The organism is Streptomyces sp. NPDC058464 (assembly GCF_042721035.1).
Taxonomy (GTDB): domain Bacteria; phylum Actinomycetota; class Actinomycetes; order Streptomycetales; family Streptomycetaceae; genus Streptomyces.
Genome location: NZ_JBHXMA010000038.1, coordinates 52,941 through 73,731, shown reverse-complemented (window position 1 = coordinate 73,731; position 20,791 = coordinate 52,941). Strand labels below are relative to the sequence as shown.

The window sequence follows — 20,791 nt, the reverse complement described above, 5'->3', positions numbered from 1 at the left end:
AAACCCCGTCCTGCTCGTGGCCGGTCTTGTTGCCGGTCTCGTCCCCGGTCCTGCGGCCGGTCCCGTCGTCGATGACGTCGGTGGCTCCACGAAACCGTCCGGGGCCGGGGCGGCGCAGTGCGGCAGGACGGAGACCTGGGGTAGGGCCAGGCATACCCCGGTCACGGAGGCTGGACGGATGGCCGGGTGCCCCGCCCGCCGCCTACGGTGACCGGCATGCAGCCCCCTCCGCGCAGCGTCTGGCAGGCGATGGCCGCGCCCCGCTACCTGCTCTCCGCCTGGCCCTGGCGTGCCGCCGCCTACCTGGCGACCGGCGCGGTGACCGGTGCCGTACTCCTGGTGGGGCTGGTCGTCGCGGTGGTGGCCGGCGGTGTGCTCGCCGTCGCACTCGTCGGGCTGCCGTTGCTGTTCCTCGTGGCACTCACGGGTTTGCCGGTGGCCCGGCTCGAACGGCACCGGCTGCGCATGGTCGACCGGGAGCGGGTGTACGACCCCCACGCGCGGCCGTCCGCCACGGGGCTGCGGGCCTGGCTCACGACCCGGCTGCGGGAACGGGCGACCTGGCGCGAACTCGGGCACGCGCTGCTGTTCGCGGGCCTGTTGTGGCCGGTGGACGCGCTCGCCGTGGCGCTCGGTCTGCTCTGCCCGCTGTCGGTGGTCGCCGCCCCGCTGCTGCTGGCCACGGCCGGCGGCGGCCGGGAGACGAAGGTGCTGAAGCTGTGGACCGTCACCGGCTGGCCGACCGCCTTCGGCGTCGCGCTGGCCGGGGTGTTCCTGCTGGCCCTCGGCGGCTACGCGCTGGGCGTGACGGCCGGTGCGCGGGCCGGACTGACCCGGCTGCTGATCGCGCCGCGCGAGGACGGGTTGGGGGACCGGGTGGTCGAACTGGCGCGGTCCCGGGCGAGGTTGGTGGACGCCTTCGAGGCGGAACGGCGGCGTATCGAACGCGATCTGCACGACGGCGCCCAACAACGCCTGGTCGCCCTGTCGATGACCCTGGGCCTGGCCCGTCTGGACGCCCCGCCGGGACCGCTCGCCGACCAGCTCGCCAAGGCCCAGCGCGAGGCGGGCGAGGCCCTTGCGGGGCTGCGGGAGATCGTGCACGGGATCCATCCGAAGGTACTGGCCGACCACGGCCTGGAGGCGGCCGTGGCGGACGCGGCGGATCGAACGGCCGTTCCTGTGGACGTCGGTTTCCGGTTGCCCGTGCGGCTGCCGGAGTCGGTCGAGGCGGCCGCGTACTTCGTGGTGCGCGAGGCGCTCGCCAACGTCGACCGGCACAGTGGCGCGGGCCGCGCCGAGGTGACCGGGGGGTACCGGGACGGCCGGCTCCACCTGGAGGTGCGCGACGACGGCCGGGGCGGCGCGGCGGCCGCGGCGGGCAGCGGCCTCACCGGACTGGCGGACCGGGTGTCCGTCCTCGATGGCAGACTCTCCCTGTCCAGCCCGCCGGGCGGACCGACCCTGCTGCGTGTGGAGTTGCCGTGCGAGCCGATCGACCTCTGCGCGTAGTCCTGGCCGAGGACAGCGTCCTGCTGAGGGAGGGGATCGCGGGGCTGCTGAGCCGGTTCGGTCATGCGGTGGTCGCGGCGGTGGGGGACGCGGAGGCGCTGGTCGCTGCGGTCGAGGAGCACGCGCCCGACATCGTCGTGACGGATGTCCGGATGCCGCCGGGCTTCCAGGACGAGGGGCTGCACGCGGCGGTGCGGCTGCGGGCGGCCCGGCCGACGTTGCCGATCCTGGTGCTCAGCCAGTACGTGCAGCGCAGTTACGTCGCCGAACTCCTCGACTCCGGCGACGGGTCGGGCGTCGGGTACCTGCTCAAGGACCGGGTGGGGCAGGTGGCGGAGTTCGTCGCGGCGCTGGGGGAGGTGGCCGACGGGGGGACGGTCGTCGACCCCGAGGTCGTACGGCAACTGCTGCGCAGGCGCCGGGATCCGCTGGAGCGGCTGTCCCCGCGCGAGCGGGAGGTGCTGGCGCTGGTCGCCGAGGGGAAGTCGAACGGGGCGATCGCGAGAGAGCTGGTGGTCTCGGAGGCGGCGGTCGGCAAGCACATCGGGGGGATCCTGACGAAGCTGGACCTGCCACCGGCGGAGGATTCACATCGGCGGGTGCTGGCCGTGCTGGCGTATTTGAGGGCGTGAGCCTTTGCTTCGGGGTGCGTTCCGTGGTGTCTTCGGCTGCGGGTGCGTCGTGGTCGCTCGCGCAGTTCCCCGCGCCCCTTTGAGATGGGACCGGTGGACCCACCTTTCTTGGGGGCGCGGGGCTGCGTTGATTTGCGGCTGCCGCCGCGTGGGCGCGAACAACCCCCACCGGCCCACAGATATACGACGACGGTCACCCATCACTCACCAAACCACCCCGAAGTTATCCACAGGGTCTGACGACTTTCGGCCCCCGCCTGTACCGTCTCCACGAGTTGATGTTCGTGCGTGGAGTGCGGGGGAGGCGGTCGACGTGACCGGACCGGAAGAGCCGACGAGGGCCGGCGGGCGCAAACTGCCCGCGCCGAAGGGCTTTGCGCAGTGGCCCCTGACGGGCTCCCCCAAGGAGGCGGGCAAGGCGCTGCGTTCGGCGGTTCCGCGCCGCAGCCACGATGCCCTGGACCTGGACGGCTCCCGTCCCGACGCGGTGAGCGCGGTCGAGGAGTCCAACCAGGACCGCATCCCGGAGCTGATCCCGATAAGGGTCGGCAGGATGGCGGCGAGCCCCTTCGCGTTCCTGCGCGGCTCGGCCGGCCTGATGGCGCACGACCTGGCGCGCACCCCGATGACCAGGATCGCCACCCAGATCTGCGGTGACGCCCACGCGGCCAACTTCGGCCTGTACGGCGACCCGCGCGGCGACCTCGTCATCGACCTGAACGACTTCGACGAGACGGTCCTCGGCCCCTGGGAGTGGGACCTCAAGCGGCTCGCCGCCTCCCTGGTGCTGGCCGGCCGGGAGGCGGGCGCCGACGAGGACACGTGCCGCAAGGCCGCGGGCGACGCGGCAGGCGCCTACCGCCGCACCATGCGCCTGCTGGCCAGGCTCCCGGTGCTGGACGCGTGGAACGCCATCGCGGACGAGGAACTGGTCTCCCACTCCGACGCGCACGACATGCTCGGCACCCTGCGCCGGGTCTCGGAGAAGGCCCGTGCCAACACCAGCGGCCGGTTCGCGGCCCGCTCCACCGAGCCCACCGAGGACGGCGGCCGTCGCTTCGTGGACGCCGTGCCGGTGCTGCGCCGGGTCCCGGACGCGGAGGCGGAGGCGGTCACCGCGGCCCTGGAGCACTACGTGACCACGCTCTCCGAGGACCGCCACCCGCTGCTCGCCCGGCACAGCCCGCACGACGTCGCCTTCCGGATCGTCGGCACCGGCAGCGTCGGCACCCGGTCCTACGTCGTCCTCCTCCTCGACCACCGCGGCGAGCCGTTGATCCTCCAGGTCAAGGAGGCCCGCCCGTCCGCGCTCGTCCCCCATCTCGCCACGGCCGGCCTCGAGACGCCGGCCGTCGACCACGAGGGACGCCGGGTGGTCCTCGGCCAGAAGCGGATGCAGGTGGTCAGCGACATCCTGCTCGGCTGGACCACGGTGGACGGCCGTCCCTTCCAGGTCCGCCAGTTCCGCAACCGCAAGGGCAGCGTCGACCCGGCCGCCCTGTCCCCCGACCAGATCGACGACTACGGCCGGATGACCGGTGCCCTGCTGGCCCGCGCCCACTCGCACAGCGCCGACCCGCGCCTGATCGCCGGGTACTGCGGCAAGAACGAGGAGCTGGACGAGGCGATCGCCGCGTTCGCGGTGACCTACGCCGACCGCACCGAGGCGGACCACGAGGAACTGGTGACCGCGGTGCGGGCGGGGCGGATAGCGGCGGAACTCGGGGTGTGATCCGGGCGGCACCCTGGTCGTGGCCTGCACCGATCCGGTCGCCGAGCGGGTCCCGGCCACCGCCGACGGCGACAGGCCCTAGGCTGGTCGGGTGACGACCCCGGAAGCTGAGCAGTCCCAGGCACCGCGGCCCGAGGAGCGGCTGGAGCGGGCCGTGCGGGCCGCCGAACAGGCGTTGATCGAGTACGAGATCGCGGTCGAGACCTTCCGCGTCGAGGTCGAGAACTTCTCCCGCCTGCACGAACAGAGACTCGGCCCGCTCTACCTCCGCATCGAGGAGCTGGACGCGCGGATCGCCGAGGCCAAGGCCGCCCGCACCGGCGACCCCGAGGACATCCGCGCCGCCGAGGAGGCCCGGGCCCGGGTCCTGCCCATGCCCGGCGTCGAGGAACTGCTGCACGGCTGGATGGACGGCGACGGCCTGTTCCCGGAGGCCGTCGCGATGCTCACCGAGCAGGAGGTCCGGCCTCCGCAGCGGGTCCGCCCCAGCGAGGAGGCCCGCCGGCTCTACCGCGAGCTGGCCCGCAAGGCCCACCCCGACCTGGTGCAGGACGAGCCCGAGCAGCAGCGGCGCGAGGAGTTCCTCAGCCGGGTCAACGCGGCCTACGCCCGCGGCGACGAGGCCCTGCTGCGGGAGCTGGCCGAGGAGTGGGCGGCCGGCCCGGTCCCGCCGGAGCGCAGGCCGAGCCGGGCCGAGGAGCTGTACGCCCGCCTGGAGTGGCTCTCCGAGCGCAAGGAGCTGCTCGCCCTGGTCGCCAAGGAGCTGGAGAACGGCCCCATCGCCGGCCTGCTCCGGCTGGCCCCGGACGACCCCGACGGCCTCCTCGAGGAGATCGCCGGCCGGCTGCAGAAGGACGTGGCCGAACGCGAGGCGGAACTGGCGGCCCTGCTGACCCAGGAGTAGCGCCCCGTTCCGGTCGGGTAGCGTCGGGGACATGAACTTCGCAGCGCGTGTGCCCACGGTCGAGGTCGCGGACCTCAAGGACGGCGACTTCCTGCTGGACGTCCGCGAGGACGACGAATGGCAGGCGGGCCACGCCGCAGGCGCCCTGCACATCCCGATCAGCGAGTTCGTGGCCCGCTACGGCGAGCTCACCGAGGCGGCCCCCCAGGACGGCCGCGTCCACGTCATCTGCCGCTCCGGCGGCCGCTCGGCCCAGGTCACGATGTACCTGGTCCAGCAGGGCATCGACGCGGTGAACGTGGACGGCGGCATGCAGGTATGGCAGGCAGCGGGCCGCGACGTCGTCACGGACGAGGGCGAGCCCGGCTTCGTCGTCTGACGGGACGCATCAGGAGCCAAGCCGCCGGAGCGCCCCGCATCGACGCGCCCCGTGAGGGGCGCGGGGAACTGCGCGACCAGCCCCCACCGGCCCGCGGACTCCCCACCACCGAGCGCCCCCCATTTCCTGTCTTCCAGCTACCCCAGTGGATGCGCAGCGAGCAGATCCCCCAGCGCCTCCTCGTAAACCCCGGCCCCCCCGAGCGCCAGCTCGATCTGCTTCGCCCACGCGTGATACCGGTGCAGCACATACTCGGTGTCGGCCCCGAACCCCCCGTGCAGATGCTGCGCGGTCTGCACCACCCGCCGCACCCCTTCCGCCGCCCAGATCTTCGCCACCGCCACATCCCCGGCCGCCGGCAACGCCCCGGACGCACCCGACGCGATCCGCCACGCCGCCTGCCACAGCGTCGCCTCCATCGCCCGCAGATCGATGTACCGGTCGGCGGCCTGCACGGCCACCGCCTGGAACGTGGCGATCGGATGCCCGAACTGCTCCCGCTTCCCCGCGTAGTCGGCGGTCATCCGCAGCACCCGCTCACCCACCCCGAGCGCCAGCGCACACATCCCGGTCGTGAGCAGCTCCCGAAGCCACTCCCAGGCCCCCTCCGCCACCACCACATCCCGCTCCGCGACCCGCGCCGAGTCCAGCCGCAGCTCCCCGAGCCGTTCCCCGCTGGTCGACACCTGCTCGGCGACCGAGACTCCGGCCGCGACCCCGGCGGCGCTCCGAGCCTCGGCCTCGGCCCCGGTCCTCTCGCCTCCCGGCGCCACCAGCGCCAGCACGCTCCGGTCCGCCTCCGTACGCGCCGGTACGACGACGAGATCGGCGTCGTACGCCCACGGCACCGCCGTCTGCACCCCGTCCAGCACCCACCCGTCGCCGTCCCGCCGCGCGGTCACCGCCAGCTCCGCCGGGTCGTGCCCGGTGCGCCCGCTCGCGGCGACGGTCAGCACCGGCTCGCCCCGCCCAGCCCGCGCCGCCAGCCGGTCCCTCAACTCCGCCGCCCCATACCTCTGTACGGTTGCCAGAGCCGCGCTGTGCTCCAGCAACGGCACCCTGGCCAGCACCTTCGCCGACTCCCGCAGCACCAGGCAGAGCGCGATGGCGTCCAGACCGGCCCCGCCGTACTCCTCGCCCAGCAGCAGGCTCAGCAGATCCGCGCCCGCCAGCCTGTCCCACAGTTCCCGGTCGAAGCCCTCGGCCACGGCGCCGGTGGTCAGCGCCGGACTCGGCACCGCGTCCGGCGCCACCCCGGCGAACACCCCGCGCGCCGCCTCGGCCGCCGCCAACTGCTCCTCGGTGAAGGTGAAGTCCACGGTCCTGTCCTCCCGGCGGGTCTCCGCTGATCTGACGGTCCGTCAAGATAGAACAGGTTCTAGAAGAAGGGAACCTAAAACAGCTGCGATCACCAGCTCCTCCCGTCGTAGGCTGACGGCCGCTGTCCGCCGACGGGGACGGGCACACGAGGGAGGACACATGGGGATCCGCAGCCTGACGCGTACCGAGGCCGAACGCCGGGCCGAGCTGATCGCGGTCGAGCGGTACGACGTCGACATCGACCTCACCGCCCTGCCCGACGGACCGGAGATCCGCTGCGTCTCCACGGTGACCTTCACCTGTTCCGAGCCGGGCGCGGAGACCTTCGTCGACTGCGCGGCCGAGGTCCGTGCCGCCACCCTGAACGGCACCCCCCTCGCCCTCTCCGCCGACGGCCGGATCCCGCTGCCCGGCCTGGCCGCGCACAACGTGCTGCGCGTCGAGAGCGTCCAGGCCGACACCACGGCCGGCGAGGGCGTGCACAAGGCCGTCGACCCCGCCGACGGCGAGGTGTACGTCTGGACGAGCTTCGAACCCGACGAGGCCCGCTTCGTCTGGGCCTGCTTCGACCAGCCCGACCTCAAGGCCCCGCACGCCTTCACCGTGACGGCCCCGGCCGCCTGGACCGTCCTCAGCAACTCCGGTGACCCGCGGATCGAGGAGCAGGGCGCGGCCCGCCGCTGGAGCTTCCCGGACACCCCGCCGCTGTCCGTGTACAACACCGTCGTCAACGCCGGCCCCTTCCACGAGATCCGCCGCCAGGCCGACGGCCACGACCTGGGCATCTACGCGCGCCGCTCGCTCGCCGAGGTCCTGGAGCGCGACGCCGACGACATCTTCACCCTCACCGCCCAGGGCCTCGCCTTCTTCGCCGAGGCCTTCGCGATGCCGTTCCCGCAGCGCAAGTACGACCAGGTCTTCATGCCCGAGTTCGGCGGTGCGATGGAGAACTACGGCTGCGTGACCTGGTCGGACTCCTTTCTGCGGCGGGCCACGCCGACGCCGGCCGAGAGCGAGCTGCTCGCGGTGGTGCTGCTGCACGAGATGGCGCACATGTGGTTCGGCAACATCGTCACCATGCGCTGGTGGGACGACCTCTGGCTGAACGAGGCCTTCGCCGAGTTCGCCTGCCACTGGGCCGCCGAGGGCGCCACCCGCTACACCGACGCCTGGGCGGGCCACCTCCTCGGCGGCAAGGTCAGGGCGTACCTCTCCGACCAGGGCCCGGTCTCGCACCCGATCCACCAGCCCATCCACGACGTCGCCCAGGCCGCGTCGATCTTCGACAACATCACCTACCCCAAGGGCGCCTCCGTCCTCCTCCAGCTGATGACCTACGTCGGCGAGGACCGCTTCCGTACCGGCATGGCCGCCTACTTCGCCCGGCACGCCTGGGGCACCACCACCCTCCAGGACCTGATCGACGCCCTCGCCGAGGCCAGTGGCCGCGACCTGGCCGCCTGGCGCAAGGCCTGGCTGGAGACCGCCGGTACCGACCGCTTCACCCTGGAGCACGACGGCGACACCGTCACCCTGGTCGCCGACGGCAACCCGCGCCCGCAGGTCCTGGCGGTCGGCGCGTACGACCGCATCGGCGACGCCCTGGAACGCACCGCGCTGGTCCGCGTCGAGGTGACCGAGGCCCGTACCCCCGTCACCGGCCTTCCTGCCACGTCCGACCTCCTCCTGATCAACGACGACGACCTCACCTTCGCCACCACCCGCCCGGATCCCACGACCCGGGACACCCTCTTCGGCGCGGCCGACCAGCTGCCCACGGCCATCTCGCGGGGCGCGGCCGCCGCAACGGTCTGGGACATGCTCACGGCCGGGGAGGCCACGGCGGCCGAGGCCGGCCGCTGCCTCACCGCGCTGCTCGCCGCCGAGACGTCCGACGCCGTGATCGAGCCCTACCTCACGCTCGTCACGAACATCGCCGAACTCTGGGCCCCGCCCGCCGAGCGCCCCGCGCTGGCGGAGGCCGTGGCCGCGACCTGCCGGCGGCTCGCCGCCGACCCGGGCCGCCGCCAGGTCGCGCTGCGCGGTCTCGCCCGCACCGCGACCGGCGCCGAGGACCTGGCCTGGCTCCGTGAGCAGGCAGGCGACGACGTCGACCTGCGCTGGCGCGCCCTCGTCCGCGAGGCCGAACTCGGCGGCGACGTCACCGCCGAGTCCGCCGCCCTGCTGGAGCGCGACCCCGACCCCGACGCCTGGGTCCGCGCCCTCACCGTCCGGGCCGCGCTCCCCGACCCGGCCGCGAAGGCCGAGGTCTGGCGGCGGCTGGCCGTGGACCGCGAGGTGCCCGTCGCGGCGGTCTCCGCGGTGGCGGCCGCCTTCTGGCGCCCCGGCCAGGACGACCTGCTCGCCCCCTACGCCGAGCACTACCTGGCCGCGATCCCCGAGCTGCACCAGGGCGGCATGATCCCGGCGATGACCTACGCCTCCCACCTCTTCCCGCCGTACGCCGTCGATCCCGCCTACATCGAGAAGGCCCGCCAGGCCGCCCGGGAAGCGGCCCCCGTGGTCCGCAACACCCTCCTGGAGCGCGCGGACTCCGTCCGCCGCATGCTCCACGCCCGGACCGCCAAAGCCTGACTCCCGGACACCGCCCTTCGGACTCTCGGACTCCGCCTGTGGGACACCACAGGCGGATGTCGCATGCCGACGTCGCAGGTGGGCGCCGTCCCGGCCGATCGTTCGGTTTCGGCCATTCCCATGGTCGCCGGGCCCGTGCGAGCGATCAACCCCTGTGGAAAACCTCGGCCACGATCTGTGGAAAACTCGCGGGAGGGTGACCGGCGGGCGGGCCCGGACGCCGTATGACCTGGGGCTACATCAAGCGAAGAACCTCCGGTGTCCCGGTCCGGGAGGGCCGGTGGTGCCGACCGGAGTGGCGATGGCCACGCCGTCGGCCTTGTCCCCGGGGCTGCGCCCGGCGGCCGGTGCTGAGTACCGTTCCGTGCGAGTGCCGGGCAGCGGCACACCTGGCGGTCCCGGATCGGCCGCCCGGACGACGTGGCGGGATCGGGGAACGGGGCGGCATGGACGACGCGTACGACGAGGGCGCGGACGCCCCGCACGGGCCGGACGGCCCGAGCGGGACGCGTCCGGAGCCGGAGTCCGCCCCACCGGCCCCACCGGGCCGGCCGCCCCTCGATCCCCCGACCGCGGAATCCCCGGTCCCAGCGGTGTCCCCGGTCTCACCGGCCCCGCCCGCGGGACCCCTCGCCCTCCCCCGTACCGGCGTCGCCGCCCTCTCCCCCCGCTACCAGGTCGGCGCGGCCCTGGCCCTCGCCCTGGTCGCGGTCGCCGCCTGCGTGCACCTCGGGATGGTGTTCCTGAGCGTGGCGCCGGCGAACACGGTGACCAAGCAGCACGGCAAGGCGATCGAGGAGTGGGTGTACCCGGAGTTCGAACAGAACTGGAAGCTCTTCGCGCCGAACCCGCTGCAGCAGAACATCGCCGTGCAGGTGCGTGCCGACGTGCTGATGCAGGACGGCACCACGACCACCACCGGCTGGAACGACCTGTCCGCCCAGGACGGCAGGGCCATCGACGGCAGCCTGCTGCCCAGCCACACCGTGCAGAACGAACTGCGCCGGGCCTGGGACTTCTTCACCACCACGCACGGCGCGGACAACCGCCCGATCGGCCTGCGCGGCTCCCTGTCCGAGCAGTACCTGCGCCGGATCGTCGTGATGCGCATGTACGCGGGGGACGCTACGAGCCAGAAGGGCACCATCGAGCGCGTCCAGGTGCGCTCCAGCACCACCAACGTGCCGCCGCCGGACTGGAGCGGCGAGAAGGTCTCCGACACGCCCGTCTACCGGGTGCTGCCCTGGTGGACGGTCACCGCGGACGAGGCGAACGGCGGTGTGCGGTGAACCGTCTCGCCCTGTGCCTGTCCCGTGCCATCGCCCGGGTCACCGAGGCGGCCCTCGGCCCCTACCAGACGGCCGTCGTCCGCATCGGCTTCGCCGCCACCTGGCTGCTGTTCCTGCTGCGCGAGTACCCGCACCGCCAGGAGCTGTACGGTCCCGACGGCCCCTGGAGCTTCGACCTCGCCCAGCAGCTGACCGCCGACAACCATGCCTTCACGGCGCTGCTGGCCTCCGACAACCAGGCCTACTTCGAGGTCTTCTACTTCGTCGCCGTCGTGGCCGGCGCCCTGCTGCTGGTGGGCTGGCGCACCCGTGCCACGTCCCTGCTGTTCATGGTCGGCGTGCTGTCCCTGCAGAACCGCAGCGTCTTCGTGGGCGACGGCGGCGACAACGTGCTGCACCTGATGTCCTTCTACCTGGTGTTCACGCGCTGCGGCCAGGTGTGGTCGCTGGACGCGCGCCGGGCGGCCCGCGCGAGCGCCGCACGCGCGCGTGGCGAGCGGGTGGCCCCCGACCGGGCGGGCCCCGCCCTGTGGGCGGTGTCGGGCCTCGTGCTGCTCGTGGCGGCCCTCACCGGCCGCACCGGAGGCGGCTGGCTGGTCCCGGCCGTCCTGTGGGCCACCTGGGCGGGCGCCGCCCTGTGGTGGGCGGCCGGCCGCTGGGCGCGCACGCCCGAGCCCCGGATACTGCTCGACGTCGTCGCCAACATCCTGCACAACGGCGCCCTGTTCGTGATCATGGCCGAGGCCTGCCTGATCTACGCCACCGCCGGCTGGTACAAGATCCAGGGCTCCCGCTGGCAGGACGGCACCGCCGTCTACTACCCGCTCCACCTGGACTACTTCTCGCCCTGGCCGGCCCTCGCCGACCTGCTGTCCGCGAACGGCACGCTGGTGATGCTGGTGACCTACGGGACGGTCATCGTGCAGGTCGCCTTCCCGTTCACGCTGTTCAACCGGCGGGTCAAGAACGTGCTGCTGGCCGCGATGATGACCGAGCACGCGGTGATCGCCGTCGTCCTCGGCCTGCCCTTCTTCTCGCTGGCCATGATCGCGGCGGACTCCGTCTTCCTGCCGACGTCCTTCCTGCAGCGGCTCGGCGGCTGGGCGGCACGCGCGCGTGACCGGGTCTTCCGCCGGACCGACCCCGAGCTGCCCGTGCAGCGCTTCCCGGAGGCCGACGAACGGCCCCGCGTAGGCTTCGGGGCATGACCGACCCCCTCGACCACTGGGCGCGGCTGGCCGGCTCCGCCGTCCTCCTCGACGGCTTCCACGCCCTCAAGCACGCGCTGCGCTTCGGCGCGGAGGTGCCGGTGGCGGTCACGACGGACCGGGCGGCGACGCTGGCCCTGGCGCAGGAACTGGCGCCCGACGTACGGGAGGCGCTGTCCGCGCTGCTCACGGAGGTGCCGTCCCAGACGTACGCCTCCCTCGTGCCGCGCCCGCACCCCACGGCGGTGGCCGCCCTGGCCGTACGGCCGTCCCGCGAGGCCAACCTGCGCGAGCTGGCCCGCGTCCCGCGCACGGCCCCGGTCGTGGTTCTCGACGAGCCGCGCAACCTGGGCAACGCGGGCGCGGTGATCCGCCTGGCGGCGGGCTTCGGAGCGACCGGAGTCATCACGACCGGCACCCTCGACCCCTGGCATCCGACGGTCGTCCGCGGCGGCGCGGGCCTCCACTTCGCCACGGCGGTGGAGCGGCTGACGGTGCCCGAGCTGCCGCCGGGCCCCCTGTTCGCCCTGGACCCGGAGGGCGAGGACATCAGGGCGACGAAACTCCCGGACGACGCGATCCTCGCCTTCGGCTCCGAGCGGACGGGACTCTCGGCCGACCTGCGCGCGCGAGCCGACCACTTGCTGCGGCTGCCGATGCGCCCGCAGGTGAGCAGCTACAACCTGGCAACGAGCGTGGCGATGACCTTGTACCACTGGAGTGCTTTGTAGGAGGCGGGACTGGAGCGCCCCGAAAGGGGCGCGGGGAACTGCGCGACCAGCCACGACGGCGCCGCACTGGCCGCGGATCGGCAGCCATGACGGCGGCACCGCCCGGTTCGGCACCGCCGATCACCACCGTCGTGGCGGAGCGCCGTCGCGGCGGCCAAAGGGGGGCGACCAACCATGTCGGCTGGGTCGCGCGCCCCGCGCGTTACGCCTCCCTGCGCACCTCGATCACCCGGAACCGGTTCGCCACGAACGCCCCGTCGCACAGCGCCGCGTTCGCCGCCGGGTTGCCGCCCGAGCCGTGGAAGTCGGAGAAGGCGGCCGTCTGGTTCACGTACACCCCGCCCACCAGGTTCAGCGACAGCTGGGCCGCCTCCTCCAGGCAGACCTCCTCCACCGCGCCCTCCACCTCGGCGTCGACCGTGTACGCCCCGACCGTCATCGCGCCCTTGTCGCGGACGGTCCGCCGCAGCAGCTCCACCGCGTCGGCGGCGGAGTCGACGGCGACGGCGAAGGACACCGGGCCGAAGCACTCGCTCATGTAGGCGGCCTCGTCGTCCGGCTTGGCCCCGTCCAGCTTCACGATCACCGGGGTCCGGACGACCGCGTCCGGGAACTCCGGGTTGGCGATCTCACGGGAGGCGAGGGCGACCTCGCCGAGCCCGGCGGCGGCCTCCAGGCGGGCCTTGACGTCGGGGTTGACGATGGCGCCGAGCAGCGCGTTCGCCCGGGCGTCGTCGCCGAGCAGGCCGTCCACCGCGCGGGCGATGTCGGCGACCACCTCGTCGTACGTCTTGGGGCCCTCGTCGGTGCGGATGCCGTCGCGGGGGATCAGCAGGTTCTGCGGGGTGGTGCACATCTGGCCGCTGTAGAGGGAGAGCGAGAAGGCCAGGTTGGAGAGCATGCCCTTGTAGTCGTCGGTCGACTCGACCAGGACCGTGTTGACGCCGGCCTTCTCGGTGTACACCTGAGCCTGGCGGGCGTTGGCCTCCAGCCAGTCGCCGAAGGCGGTCGAGCCGGTGTAGTCGATGATCTTGATTTCCGGGCGGGTCGCGAGCGTCTTGGCGATGCCCTCGCCGGGGTGTTCCGTCGTCAGCGCCACCAGGTTCGGGTCGAAGCCGGCCTCGGCGAGCACCTGGCGGGCGACCTGGACGGTGAGGGCCAGGGGCAGCACCGCGCGCGGGTGCGGCTTCACGAGGACCGCGTTGCCGGTGGCGAGGGAGGCGAACAGGCCCGGGTAGCCGTTCCACGTCGGGAACGTGTTGCAGCCGATGACCAGCGCGATGCCGCGCGGGACCGGCTTGAACGTCTTCGTCAGCGCGAGCGGGTCGCGCTTGCCCTGCGGCTTGCTCCACTCCGCCGCGTCGGGGGTGCGGACCTGCTCCGCGTAGGCGTAGGCCACCGCCTCCAGACCGCGGTCCTGGGCGTGCGGGCCGCCCGCCTGGAACGCCATCATGAAGGCCTGGCCGCTGGTGTGCATGACCGCGTGCGCGAACTCGTGCGTCCGGTCGCTGATCCGCTTGAGGATCTCCAGACACACCACCGCGCGCGCCTCCGCGCCGGCGTCGCGCCACGCGCGCTGCCCGGACCGCATCGCCGGCAGCAGTGTGTCGACGTCGGCATGCGGGTAGGTCACGCCCAGCTCGATGCCGTACGGGGAGACCTCGCCGCCGGTCCAGTCGTCGGTGCCGGGCTGGCCGAGGTCGATGCGGGTGCCGAGGAGGGCGTCGAAGGCGGCCTTGCCCGCGGCCGCGTCCAGGCTGCCGTGCTCGCCGTAGGCCTTGGGGTGCTCGGGATGGGGGGACCAGTACGCGCGTGTGCGGATCGCCTCCAGCGCCTGGTCAAGCGTGGGCCGGTGCTTGGCGATCAGCTCGTGCGCGGTGAGTTCGGCGGTCATGCGGGACCAACTCCTCGTCTGATGAGCTCCCCTCGAAGCTCATGACCTGGGCGGAAACGGCCGGACAGAGTTAGAGTAACCGAACGATCGGTCGGGACAAGGGGGCCTGCCGCATCTGTGGAAAACCCCGTGCGGGAGGATCGCGCACATGACAGCACTCGACCTCAGCAGCACCGTGGGAGTCGTCGGCACCGGCACCATGGGCCAGGGCATCGCCCAGGTCGCACTCGTCGCGGGCCATCCCGTCCGGCTGTACGACACCGTCCCCGGGCGGGCCGGGGAGGCGGCCGCGGCGATCGGCGCCCGCCTCGACCGGCTCGTCGAGAAGGACCGGATGACGGCCGCCGCCCGGGACGCCGCCCGCGCCCGGCTGGTGCCCGCCGGTGAACTCGCCGAGTTCGCCGACTGCACGCTGGTCGTGGAGGCCGTGCTGGAGCGGCTGGAGGCCAAGCAGGAACTCTTCCGGGCCCTGGAGGACATCGTCGGCGAGGACTGTCTGCTCGCCACCAACACCTCGTCCCTGTCGGTGACGGCCATCGGCGGCGCCCTGCGCAGCGCCTCCCGCCTGGTCGGCCTGCACTTCTTCAACCCGGCCCCGCTGCTGCCGCTGGTGGAGGTCGTCTCCGGCTTCGCCACGGACGTCACGTCGGCCACGCGCGCGTACGAGACCGCCCGCTCCTGGGGCAAGACGCCGGTCGCCTGCGCGGACACCCCCGGCTTCATCGTCAACCGCATCGCGCGGCCTTTCTACGCCGAGGCCTTCGCGGTCCACGAGGCGCAGGCCGCCGACCCGGCCACCATCGACGCGGTGCTGCGCGAGTGCGGCGGCTTCCGGATGGGCGCCTTCGAACTGACCGACCTGATCGGCCAGGACGTCAACGAGTCCGTCACGCACTCCGTGTGGCAGGCCTTCTTCCAGGACGTCCGCTTCGCGCCCTCCCTGGCCCAGCGCCGGCTCGTCGAGTCCGGCAGGCTCGGCCGCAAGAGCGGGCACGGCTGGTACGACTACACGGACGACGCCGAGCCCGTCGAGCCGCACACCGCCGAGCCGGCCGACCGGCCCGCCTACGTCGTCGCCGAGGGCGGCCTGGGCCCCGCGGCCGACGTGCTCGCGATGATCCGCGAGGCGGGCATCCAGGTCCGCGAGGAGGACGAGGACCACGGCACCCGCCTGGTCCTGCCCAGCGGCGGCCAGCTGGTCCTCGCCGACGGCCAGACCTCGGTGGAGTTCCGGGACGTCGTCTACTTCGACCTCGCCCTGGACTACCGCCGCGCCACCCGGATCGCCCTCTCCGCGGGCCACGACACCCTGCCCCAGACCCTCAGCGAGGCCATCGGCCTCTTCCAGGCGCTCGGCAAGCAGGTCAGTGTCATCGGTGACGTGCCCGGCATGATCGTCGCCCGCACGGTGGCACGGGTCATCGACCTCGCGCACGACGCCGTAGCCAAGGGCGTCGCCACCGAGGAGGACATCGACACCGCGATGCGCCTGGGAGTCAACTACCCGCTCGGCCCCTTCGAGTGGAGCCGCCGCCTCGGCCGCGACTTCGCCTACGACCTCCTCGACGACCTGCACCTGCGCGATCCGAGCGGCCGCTACGCGCCCTCCCTCGCGCTCTACCGCCACGCCTACGCCACCGAGAAGCGGGAGGGCGCCTCATGACCACCGCCAAGCGCGACACCTACACCCCCGAGACCCTGCTCTCGGTGGCCGTCCAGGTCTTCAACGAGCGCGGCTACGACGGCACCTCCATGGAGCACCTCTCCAAGGCGGCCGGCATCTCCAAGTCGTCGATCTACCACCACGTCTCCGGCAAGGAGGAGCTGCTGCGCCGCGCGGTCAGCCGGGCCCTGGACGGCCTGTTCGGGATCCTCGACGAGGAGCACGCGCGCGTGGGCCCCGCCGCCGACCGCCTGGAGCACGTCGTACGGCGCATGGTCGAGGTGCTGGTCACCGAACTGCCGTACGTGACGCTGCTGCTGCGGGTGCGCGGCAACACCGACACCGAGCGCTGGGCGCTGGAGCGGCGCCGGGACTTCGACCACCGGGTGGCCGACCTGCTCAAGGCGGCCGCCGCCGAGGGGGACATACGCGGCGACGTCGAGGTGCGCCTCGCCACCCGGCTGGTCTTCGGCATGGTCAACTCGATCGTGGAGTGGTACCGCCCGAACGGACACGGCGTGAGCGAGCGCGAGGTCTCCGACGCGGTCGTGCGGCTGGCCTTCTCCGGCCTGCGCGCGCACTGACCCCGGCGGCCGTCCAGGGCCGGCACGGACCGGCCTCAGCCCTCCGGCTCCAGGTCCTCCTCCTCGAACACCAGCAGCGTGCGGGTGCTGAGCACCTCGGGGATGGCCTGGAGCCGGGTCAGCACCAGCTCGCGCAGCGCCCGGTTGTCGGGCGTGTGCACCAGGAGCAGGACGTCGAAGTCGCCGCCCACCAGGGCGATGTGGGAGGCGCCGGGCAGCTGCCGCAGCTGCTCGCGGACCGTGCGCCAGCTGTTCTGGACGATCTTCAGCGTGATGTAGGCCGAGGTGCCCTGGCCGGCCCGCTCATGGTCCACGCGGGCGCCGAAACCGCGGATCACGCCGTCCTCGATGAGCCGGTTGATGCGCGCGTAGGCGTTGGCGCGCGAGACGTGGACGTGTTCGGCGACCGACCGTATCGACGCCCGGCCGTCCGCCTGGAGGATCTGCAGGATGTCCTGATCGATGGCGTCCAGCGGGCGCGCGGGCGGCAGCGCGGCGCGGTCCTGCGGCCCCTCGGCCATTTGTTCAGGTGCCATGTCCCCCCGCCTCCCTACCATGGACGTACTGCGTTCATTCCAGGCTGTGGAGAACCGTTTGTCCACAGCCTGCAGCCGCCTGTAGCCAAAATGTGCCGACGACCGAACAATCGGTAGGTGGGACGGGTCACAGGCGATCCGTCTCCCGTAGCCACCCCCATGAGGAGGTGCCGTCATGACGGTCATGGAGCAGCGCGGCGCATACCGCCCGTCGCCGCCGCCCGCCTGGCAGCCCCGGACGGACCCCGCGCCGCTGCTGCCCGACGAGCGCCCGTACCGCGTCCTCGGAACGGAGTCGGCCGCCAAGGCCGACCCGGAGCTGCTGCGACGGCTGTACACCCAGCTCGTGCGCGGCCGCAGGTACAACGCCCAGGCGACCGCCCTCACCAAACAGGGCCGTCTCGCCGTCTACCCCTCCAGCACCGGCCAGGAGGCCTGCGAGGTCGCCGCCGCGCTCGCCCTCGAAGAGCGCGACTGGCTCTTCCCCAGCTACCGGGACACCCTCGCGGTGATCGCCCGGGGCGTGGACCCCGTCGAGGCGCTCACCCTGCTGCGCGGCGACTGGCACACCGGCTACGACCCCTACGCCCACCGCGTGGCCCCCCTCTCCACCCCCCTCGCCACCCAGCTCCCGCACGCCGTCGGCCTCGCCCACGCGGCCCGCCTCAAGGGGGACGACGTGGTCGCGCTCGCCATGGTCGGCGACGGCGGCACCAGCGAGGGCGACTTCCACGAGGCCCTGAACTTCGCCGCCGTCTGGCAGGCCCCGGTCGTCTTCCTGGTCCAGAACAACGGCTTCGCCATCTCCGTCCCGCTCGCCAAGCAGACCGCCGCCCCCTCCCTGGCCCACAAGGCCGTCGGATACGGCATGCCGGGCCGCCTGGTCGACGGCAACGACGCGGCCGCCGTGCACGAGGTACTCGCCGACGCCGTACGCCACGCGCGCGAGGGCGGCGGCCCGACCCTGGTCGAGGCGGTCACCTACCGGATCGAGGCGCACACCAACGCCGACGACGCCACCCGCTACCGCGGCGACACCGAGGTCGACGCCTGGCGCGACCACGACCCGATCCTGCTGCTGGAGCGCGAGTTGACCGACCGCGGCCTGCTCGACGAGGACACCGTCCGGCGCGCCCGCGAGGACGCCGAGACCATGGCCGCCGACCTGCGTGAACGCATGAACCGCGACCCCGAACTCGACCCCATGCACCTCTTCGACCAGGTGTACGCCGAGACCACCACGCAACTGCGCGAACAGCGCGCCCTGCTCCGCGCCGAGCTGGAGGCCGAGCAGCAGGACGCCGAGCAGCAGGACCAGGAAGGCGGCCACCGATGACGACCGTCGCCGTCAAGCCGGCCACCATGGCGCAGGCGCTCACGCGCGCGCTGCGGGACGCCATGGCCGCCGACCCCGCCGTGCACGTCATGGGCGAGGACGTCGGCACCCTCGGCGGGGTCTTCCGGGTCACCGACGGCCTTGCCAAGGAGTTCGGCGACACCCGTTGCACCGACACCCCCCTCGCCGAGGCCGGCATCCTCGGCACCGCCGTCGGCATGGCCATGTACGGGCTGCGCCCGGTCGTGGAGATGCAGTTCGACGCCTTCGCCTACCCCGCCTTCGAGCAACTCATCAGCCATGTGTCGCGGATGCGCAACCGCACCCGCGGCCGGATGCCCCTCCCGATCACCGTCCGGGTCCCCTACGGCGGCGGCATCGGCGGCGTCGAGCACCACAGCGACTCCTCCGAGGCCTACTACATGGCCACCCCCGGCCTGTACGTCGTCACCCCCGCCACGGTCGCCGACGCCTACGGCCTGCTGCGCCGGGCCATCGCCTCCGACGACCCGGTCGTCTTCCTCGAACCCAAGCGCCTGTACTGGTCCAAGGACACCTGGAACCCCGAGCACCCGACGGACGTTGAACCCATCGGCCGCGCGGTGGTGCGCCGCACAGGACGCAGCGCCACGCTCATCACCTACGGCCCGTCCGTGCCGGTCTGCCTCGAAGCCGCCGAGGCCGCCGAGGCGGAGGGCTGGGACCTCGAAGTCGTCGACCTGCGCTCCCTGGTGCCGTTCGACGACGAGACGGTCTGCGCCTCGGTTCGGCGCACCGGGCGCGCGGTCGTCGTACACGAGTCGGGCGGGTTCGGCGGACCGGGAGGGGAGATCGCGGCACGCGTGACCGAGCGCTGCTTCCACCACCTGGAGGCACCGGTGCTGCGCGTGGCCGGGTTCGACATCCCCTACCCGCCGCCGATGCTGGAGCGCCACCACCTGCCCGGCGTCGACCGCATCCTGGACGCGGTGGCGCGTCTGCAGTGGGAGGCCGAGGGCTGATGGCACAGGTGCTGGAGTTCAAACTGCCCGACCTCGGGGAGGGGCTCACCGAGGCGGTGATCGTCACCTGGCTGGTCCAGGTGGGCGAGGTCGTCGCGATCGACCAGCCGGTCGTCGAGGTCGAGACGGCCAAGGCGATGGTCGAGGTCCCCTGCCCCTACGGCGGTGTGGTCACCGCCCGCTTCGGCGAGGAGGGCACCGAACTGCCCGTCGGCGCCCCGCTCCTGACGGTCGCCGTCGGAGAGGCCACCGCGGTCCCCGAGCCGGAGGGCTCCGGCAACGTCCTGGTGGGATACGGCACGGGGACGCCCCCGGCGCGCCGCCGACGGATCCGCAACACCGCCCCGGAGCGGGCCAACGGCACGGCCGACCGGGGCAGCGAACCGCGACCGGCGCCGCACACCGCCGTCGCGGAAGCGGCCCGGGCCCCCCACGCGCACGTGCCCGCACCGCCCTCTCCGCTCACCGAGGGCCCCGTTCCGGTGATCTCCCCCCTGGTCCGCCGCCTCGCCCGGGACAACGACCTGGACCTGCGCCGACTGTCCGGTTCGGGCCCCGACGGCCTGATCCTGCGCGCCGACGTCGAGGACGCCCTGCGGGTCAGCGCGGCCCGCGCCGCCGCCCCGAAGACCCCGGCCCCGCCTGTGACCGCCCCGTCCGGTACCCGCATCCCCCTCAAGGGCATCCGCGGCGCGGTCGCCGACAAGCTCTCCCGGAGCCGCCGGGAGATCCCCGACGCGACCTGCTGGGTGGACGCCGACGCGACCGAGCTGATGCGTGCGCGCACCGCGATGAACGCGGCGGCGGGCCCGAGGATCTCCCTCCTCGCGCTCCTCGCCCGGATCTGCACGGCCGCCTTGGCCCGCCACCCCGAGCTGAACTCCTACGTCGATGTCGAGGCCCGCGAGATCGTCCAGCTCGACCACGTCCACCTGGGCTTCGCCGCCCAGACCGACCGGGGACTGGTCGTCCCCGTCGTCCGCGACGCCCAGGCCCGCGACGCCGAGTCCCTGACGGCGGAGTTCGCCCGCCTGACCGAGTCGGCCCACGCCGGCACGCTCACCCCCACGGACCTCACGGGCGGCACCTTCACCCTGAACAACTACGGCGTCTTCGGCGTCGACGGCTCCACCCCGATCATCAACCACCCCGAGGCGGCGATGCTCGGCGTGGGCCGCATCGTCGCCAAGCCGTGGGTCCACGAGGGAGAGTTGGCGGTCCGCCAGGTCGTGCAGCTGTCGCTCACCTTCGACCACCGCGTCTGCGACGGCGGCACGGCGGGAGGGTTCCTGAGGTACGTCGCCGACTGCGTGGAACAGCCGACGGTCCTTCTCAGGACGCTCTAGCCGCAGCGCCCCGCAAGGGGCGCGGGGCTGTATCAACATGCGGCTCCGCCGCGTGGGCGCGACCAGCCACGAACCAGCTGCACTCGCGCACGTACCCACGGCCCCGCCCCGTGAGGCGCTGCACGACCG

17 protein-coding genes are annotated in these 20,791 nt (G+C 73.2%); 14 read left to right on the top strand and 3 right to left on the bottom strand.

The annotated features are described in order from the left end of the window. The first annotated feature begins 249 nt into the window (after positions 1–249). The 5 genes from ACFWPQ_RS38615 (at position 250) to ACFWPQ_RS38595 (ending at position 5,159) form a co-directional block, all read left to right on the top strand. A complete protein-coding gene (locus tag ACFWPQ_RS38615) occupies positions 250–1,512 on the top strand; it encodes a sensor histidine kinase (RefSeq protein ID WP_384045789.1) in 1,263 nt (420 codons plus the stop codon). Next, positions 1,485–2,144: a response regulator gene (locus ACFWPQ_RS38610; RefSeq protein WP_384045703.1), complete on the top strand. Its 660-nt coding sequence runs from the start codon at positions 1,485–1,487 to the stop codon at positions 2,142–2,144. Before ACFWPQ_RS38615 ends, ACFWPQ_RS38610 begins: the two co-directional genes overlap by 28 nt. Positions 2,145–2,457: 313 nt before the next feature. Then, positions 2,458–3,876 (top strand): DUF2252 domain-containing protein, encoded by a 1,419-nt coding sequence (locus ACFWPQ_RS38605; RefSeq protein ID WP_384045700.1) that lies wholly within the window; start codon positions 2,458–2,460, stop codon positions 3,874–3,876. A 91-nt stretch (positions 3,877–3,967) separates the two neighbouring features. Next, positions 3,968–4,780, top strand: coding sequence for a hypothetical protein (locus ACFWPQ_RS38600; RefSeq protein ID WP_384045697.1), 813 nt, complete (start codon positions 3,968–3,970; stop codon positions 4,778–4,780). Positions 4,781–4,829: 49 nt separating this feature from the next. Continuing rightward, the gene (locus ACFWPQ_RS38595) at positions 4,830–5,159 is read left to right on the top strand and encodes a rhodanese-like domain-containing protein (RefSeq protein ID WP_384045786.1); all 330 of its coding nucleotides are present in this window, start codon (positions 4,830–4,832) and stop codon (positions 5,157–5,159) included. A 137-nt stretch (positions 5,160–5,296) separates the two neighbouring features. Here ACFWPQ_RS38595 and ACFWPQ_RS38590 read toward each other — a convergent pair whose 3' ends face one another. Continuing rightward, on the bottom strand, positions 5,297–6,478 hold the full coding sequence (locus tag ACFWPQ_RS38590) for an acyl-CoA dehydrogenase family protein (protein WP_384045694.1): 1,182 nt from the start codon (positions 6,476–6,478) through the stop codon (positions 5,297–5,299). Between the two features lie 160 nt (positions 6,479–6,638). Here ACFWPQ_RS38590 and pepN point away from each other — a divergent pair, with 160 nt between their 5' ends. The 4 genes from pepN to ACFWPQ_RS38570 all read left to right on the top strand — a co-directional run bounded on the left by pepN (position 6,639) and on the right by ACFWPQ_RS38570 (position 12,302). Beyond that, positions 6,639–9,074, top strand: coding sequence for an aminopeptidase N (gene pepN, locus ACFWPQ_RS38585; protein ID WP_384045691.1), 2,436 nt, complete (start codon positions 6,639–6,641; stop codon positions 9,072–9,074). Positions 9,075–9,520: 446 nt separating this feature from the next. Next, complete coding sequence (locus ACFWPQ_RS38580) at positions 9,521–10,363, top strand: DUF5819 family protein (protein ID WP_384045689.1); 843 nt, start codon at positions 9,521–9,523, stop codon at positions 10,361–10,363. Then, a complete protein-coding gene (locus ACFWPQ_RS38575; protein WP_384045686.1) occupies positions 10,360–11,571 on the top strand; it encodes an HTTM domain-containing protein in 1,212 nt (403 codons plus the stop codon). The genes ACFWPQ_RS38580 and ACFWPQ_RS38575 overlap by 4 nt, the downstream gene beginning before the upstream one ends. Then, the gene (locus ACFWPQ_RS38570; protein ID WP_384045683.1) at positions 11,568–12,302 is read left to right on the top strand and encodes a TrmH family RNA methyltransferase; all 735 of its coding nucleotides are present in this window, start codon (positions 11,568–11,570) and stop codon (positions 12,300–12,302) included. Before ACFWPQ_RS38575 ends, ACFWPQ_RS38570 begins: the two co-directional genes overlap by 4 nt. A 202-nt stretch (positions 12,303–12,504) precedes the next feature. Here the strand turns inward: ACFWPQ_RS38570 and paaN are convergent, their stop codons facing one another. Beyond that, positions 12,505–14,196 carry a phenylacetic acid degradation protein PaaN gene (gene paaN / locus ACFWPQ_RS38565; RefSeq protein WP_384045680.1) on the bottom strand — a complete coding sequence of 564 codons (1,692 nt, stop codon included), beginning with the start codon at positions 14,194–14,196 and terminating at the stop codon, positions 12,505–12,507. Between the two features lie 148 nt (positions 14,197–14,344). Between paaN and ACFWPQ_RS38560 the strand changes: the two genes are divergently transcribed. Both ACFWPQ_RS38560 and ACFWPQ_RS38555 read left to right on the top strand, forming a co-directional pair. Then, on the top strand, positions 14,345–15,859 hold the full coding sequence (locus ACFWPQ_RS38560) for a 3-hydroxyacyl-CoA dehydrogenase (protein WP_384045677.1): 1,515 nt from the start codon (positions 14,345–14,347) through the stop codon (positions 15,857–15,859). Then, complete coding sequence (locus ACFWPQ_RS38555; RefSeq protein WP_384045675.1) at positions 15,856–16,443, top strand: TetR/AcrR family transcriptional regulator; 588 nt, start codon at positions 15,856–15,858, stop codon at positions 16,441–16,443. Before ACFWPQ_RS38560 ends, ACFWPQ_RS38555 begins: the two co-directional genes overlap by 4 nt. 35 nt (positions 16,444–16,478) lie before the next feature. On the opposite strand, the gene ACFWPQ_RS38550 is transcribed toward ACFWPQ_RS38555, so the two are convergent. Continuing rightward, positions 16,479–16,979: an Lrp/AsnC family transcriptional regulator gene (locus ACFWPQ_RS38550; RefSeq protein WP_384045672.1), complete on the bottom strand. Its 501-nt coding sequence runs from the start codon at positions 16,977–16,979 to the stop codon at positions 16,479–16,481. A 175-nt stretch (positions 16,980–17,154) separates the two neighbouring features. On the opposite strand from ACFWPQ_RS38550, the gene pdhA reads away from it, so the two are divergent. Genes pdhA through ACFWPQ_RS38535 form a run of 3 tightly spaced genes read left to right on the top strand, consistent with a single transcriptional unit; the run spans position 17,155 to position 20,662 of the window. Continuing rightward, positions 17,155–18,315, top strand: coding sequence for a pyruvate dehydrogenase (acetyl-transferring) E1 component subunit alpha (gene pdhA, locus ACFWPQ_RS38545; protein ID WP_361285500.1), 1,161 nt, complete (start codon positions 17,155–17,157; stop codon positions 18,313–18,315). Beyond that, positions 18,312–19,316: an alpha-ketoacid dehydrogenase subunit beta gene (locus tag ACFWPQ_RS38540; protein ID WP_384045669.1), complete on the top strand. Its 1,005-nt coding sequence runs from the start codon at positions 18,312–18,314 to the stop codon at positions 19,314–19,316. Before pdhA ends, ACFWPQ_RS38540 begins: the two co-directional genes overlap by 4 nt. Then, positions 19,316–20,662: a dihydrolipoamide acetyltransferase family protein gene (locus ACFWPQ_RS38535; RefSeq protein WP_384045666.1), complete on the top strand. Its 1,347-nt coding sequence runs from the start codon at positions 19,316–19,318 to the stop codon at positions 20,660–20,662. Before ACFWPQ_RS38540 ends, ACFWPQ_RS38535 begins: the two co-directional genes overlap by 1 nt. Positions 20,663–20,791 lie beyond the last annotated feature (129 nt).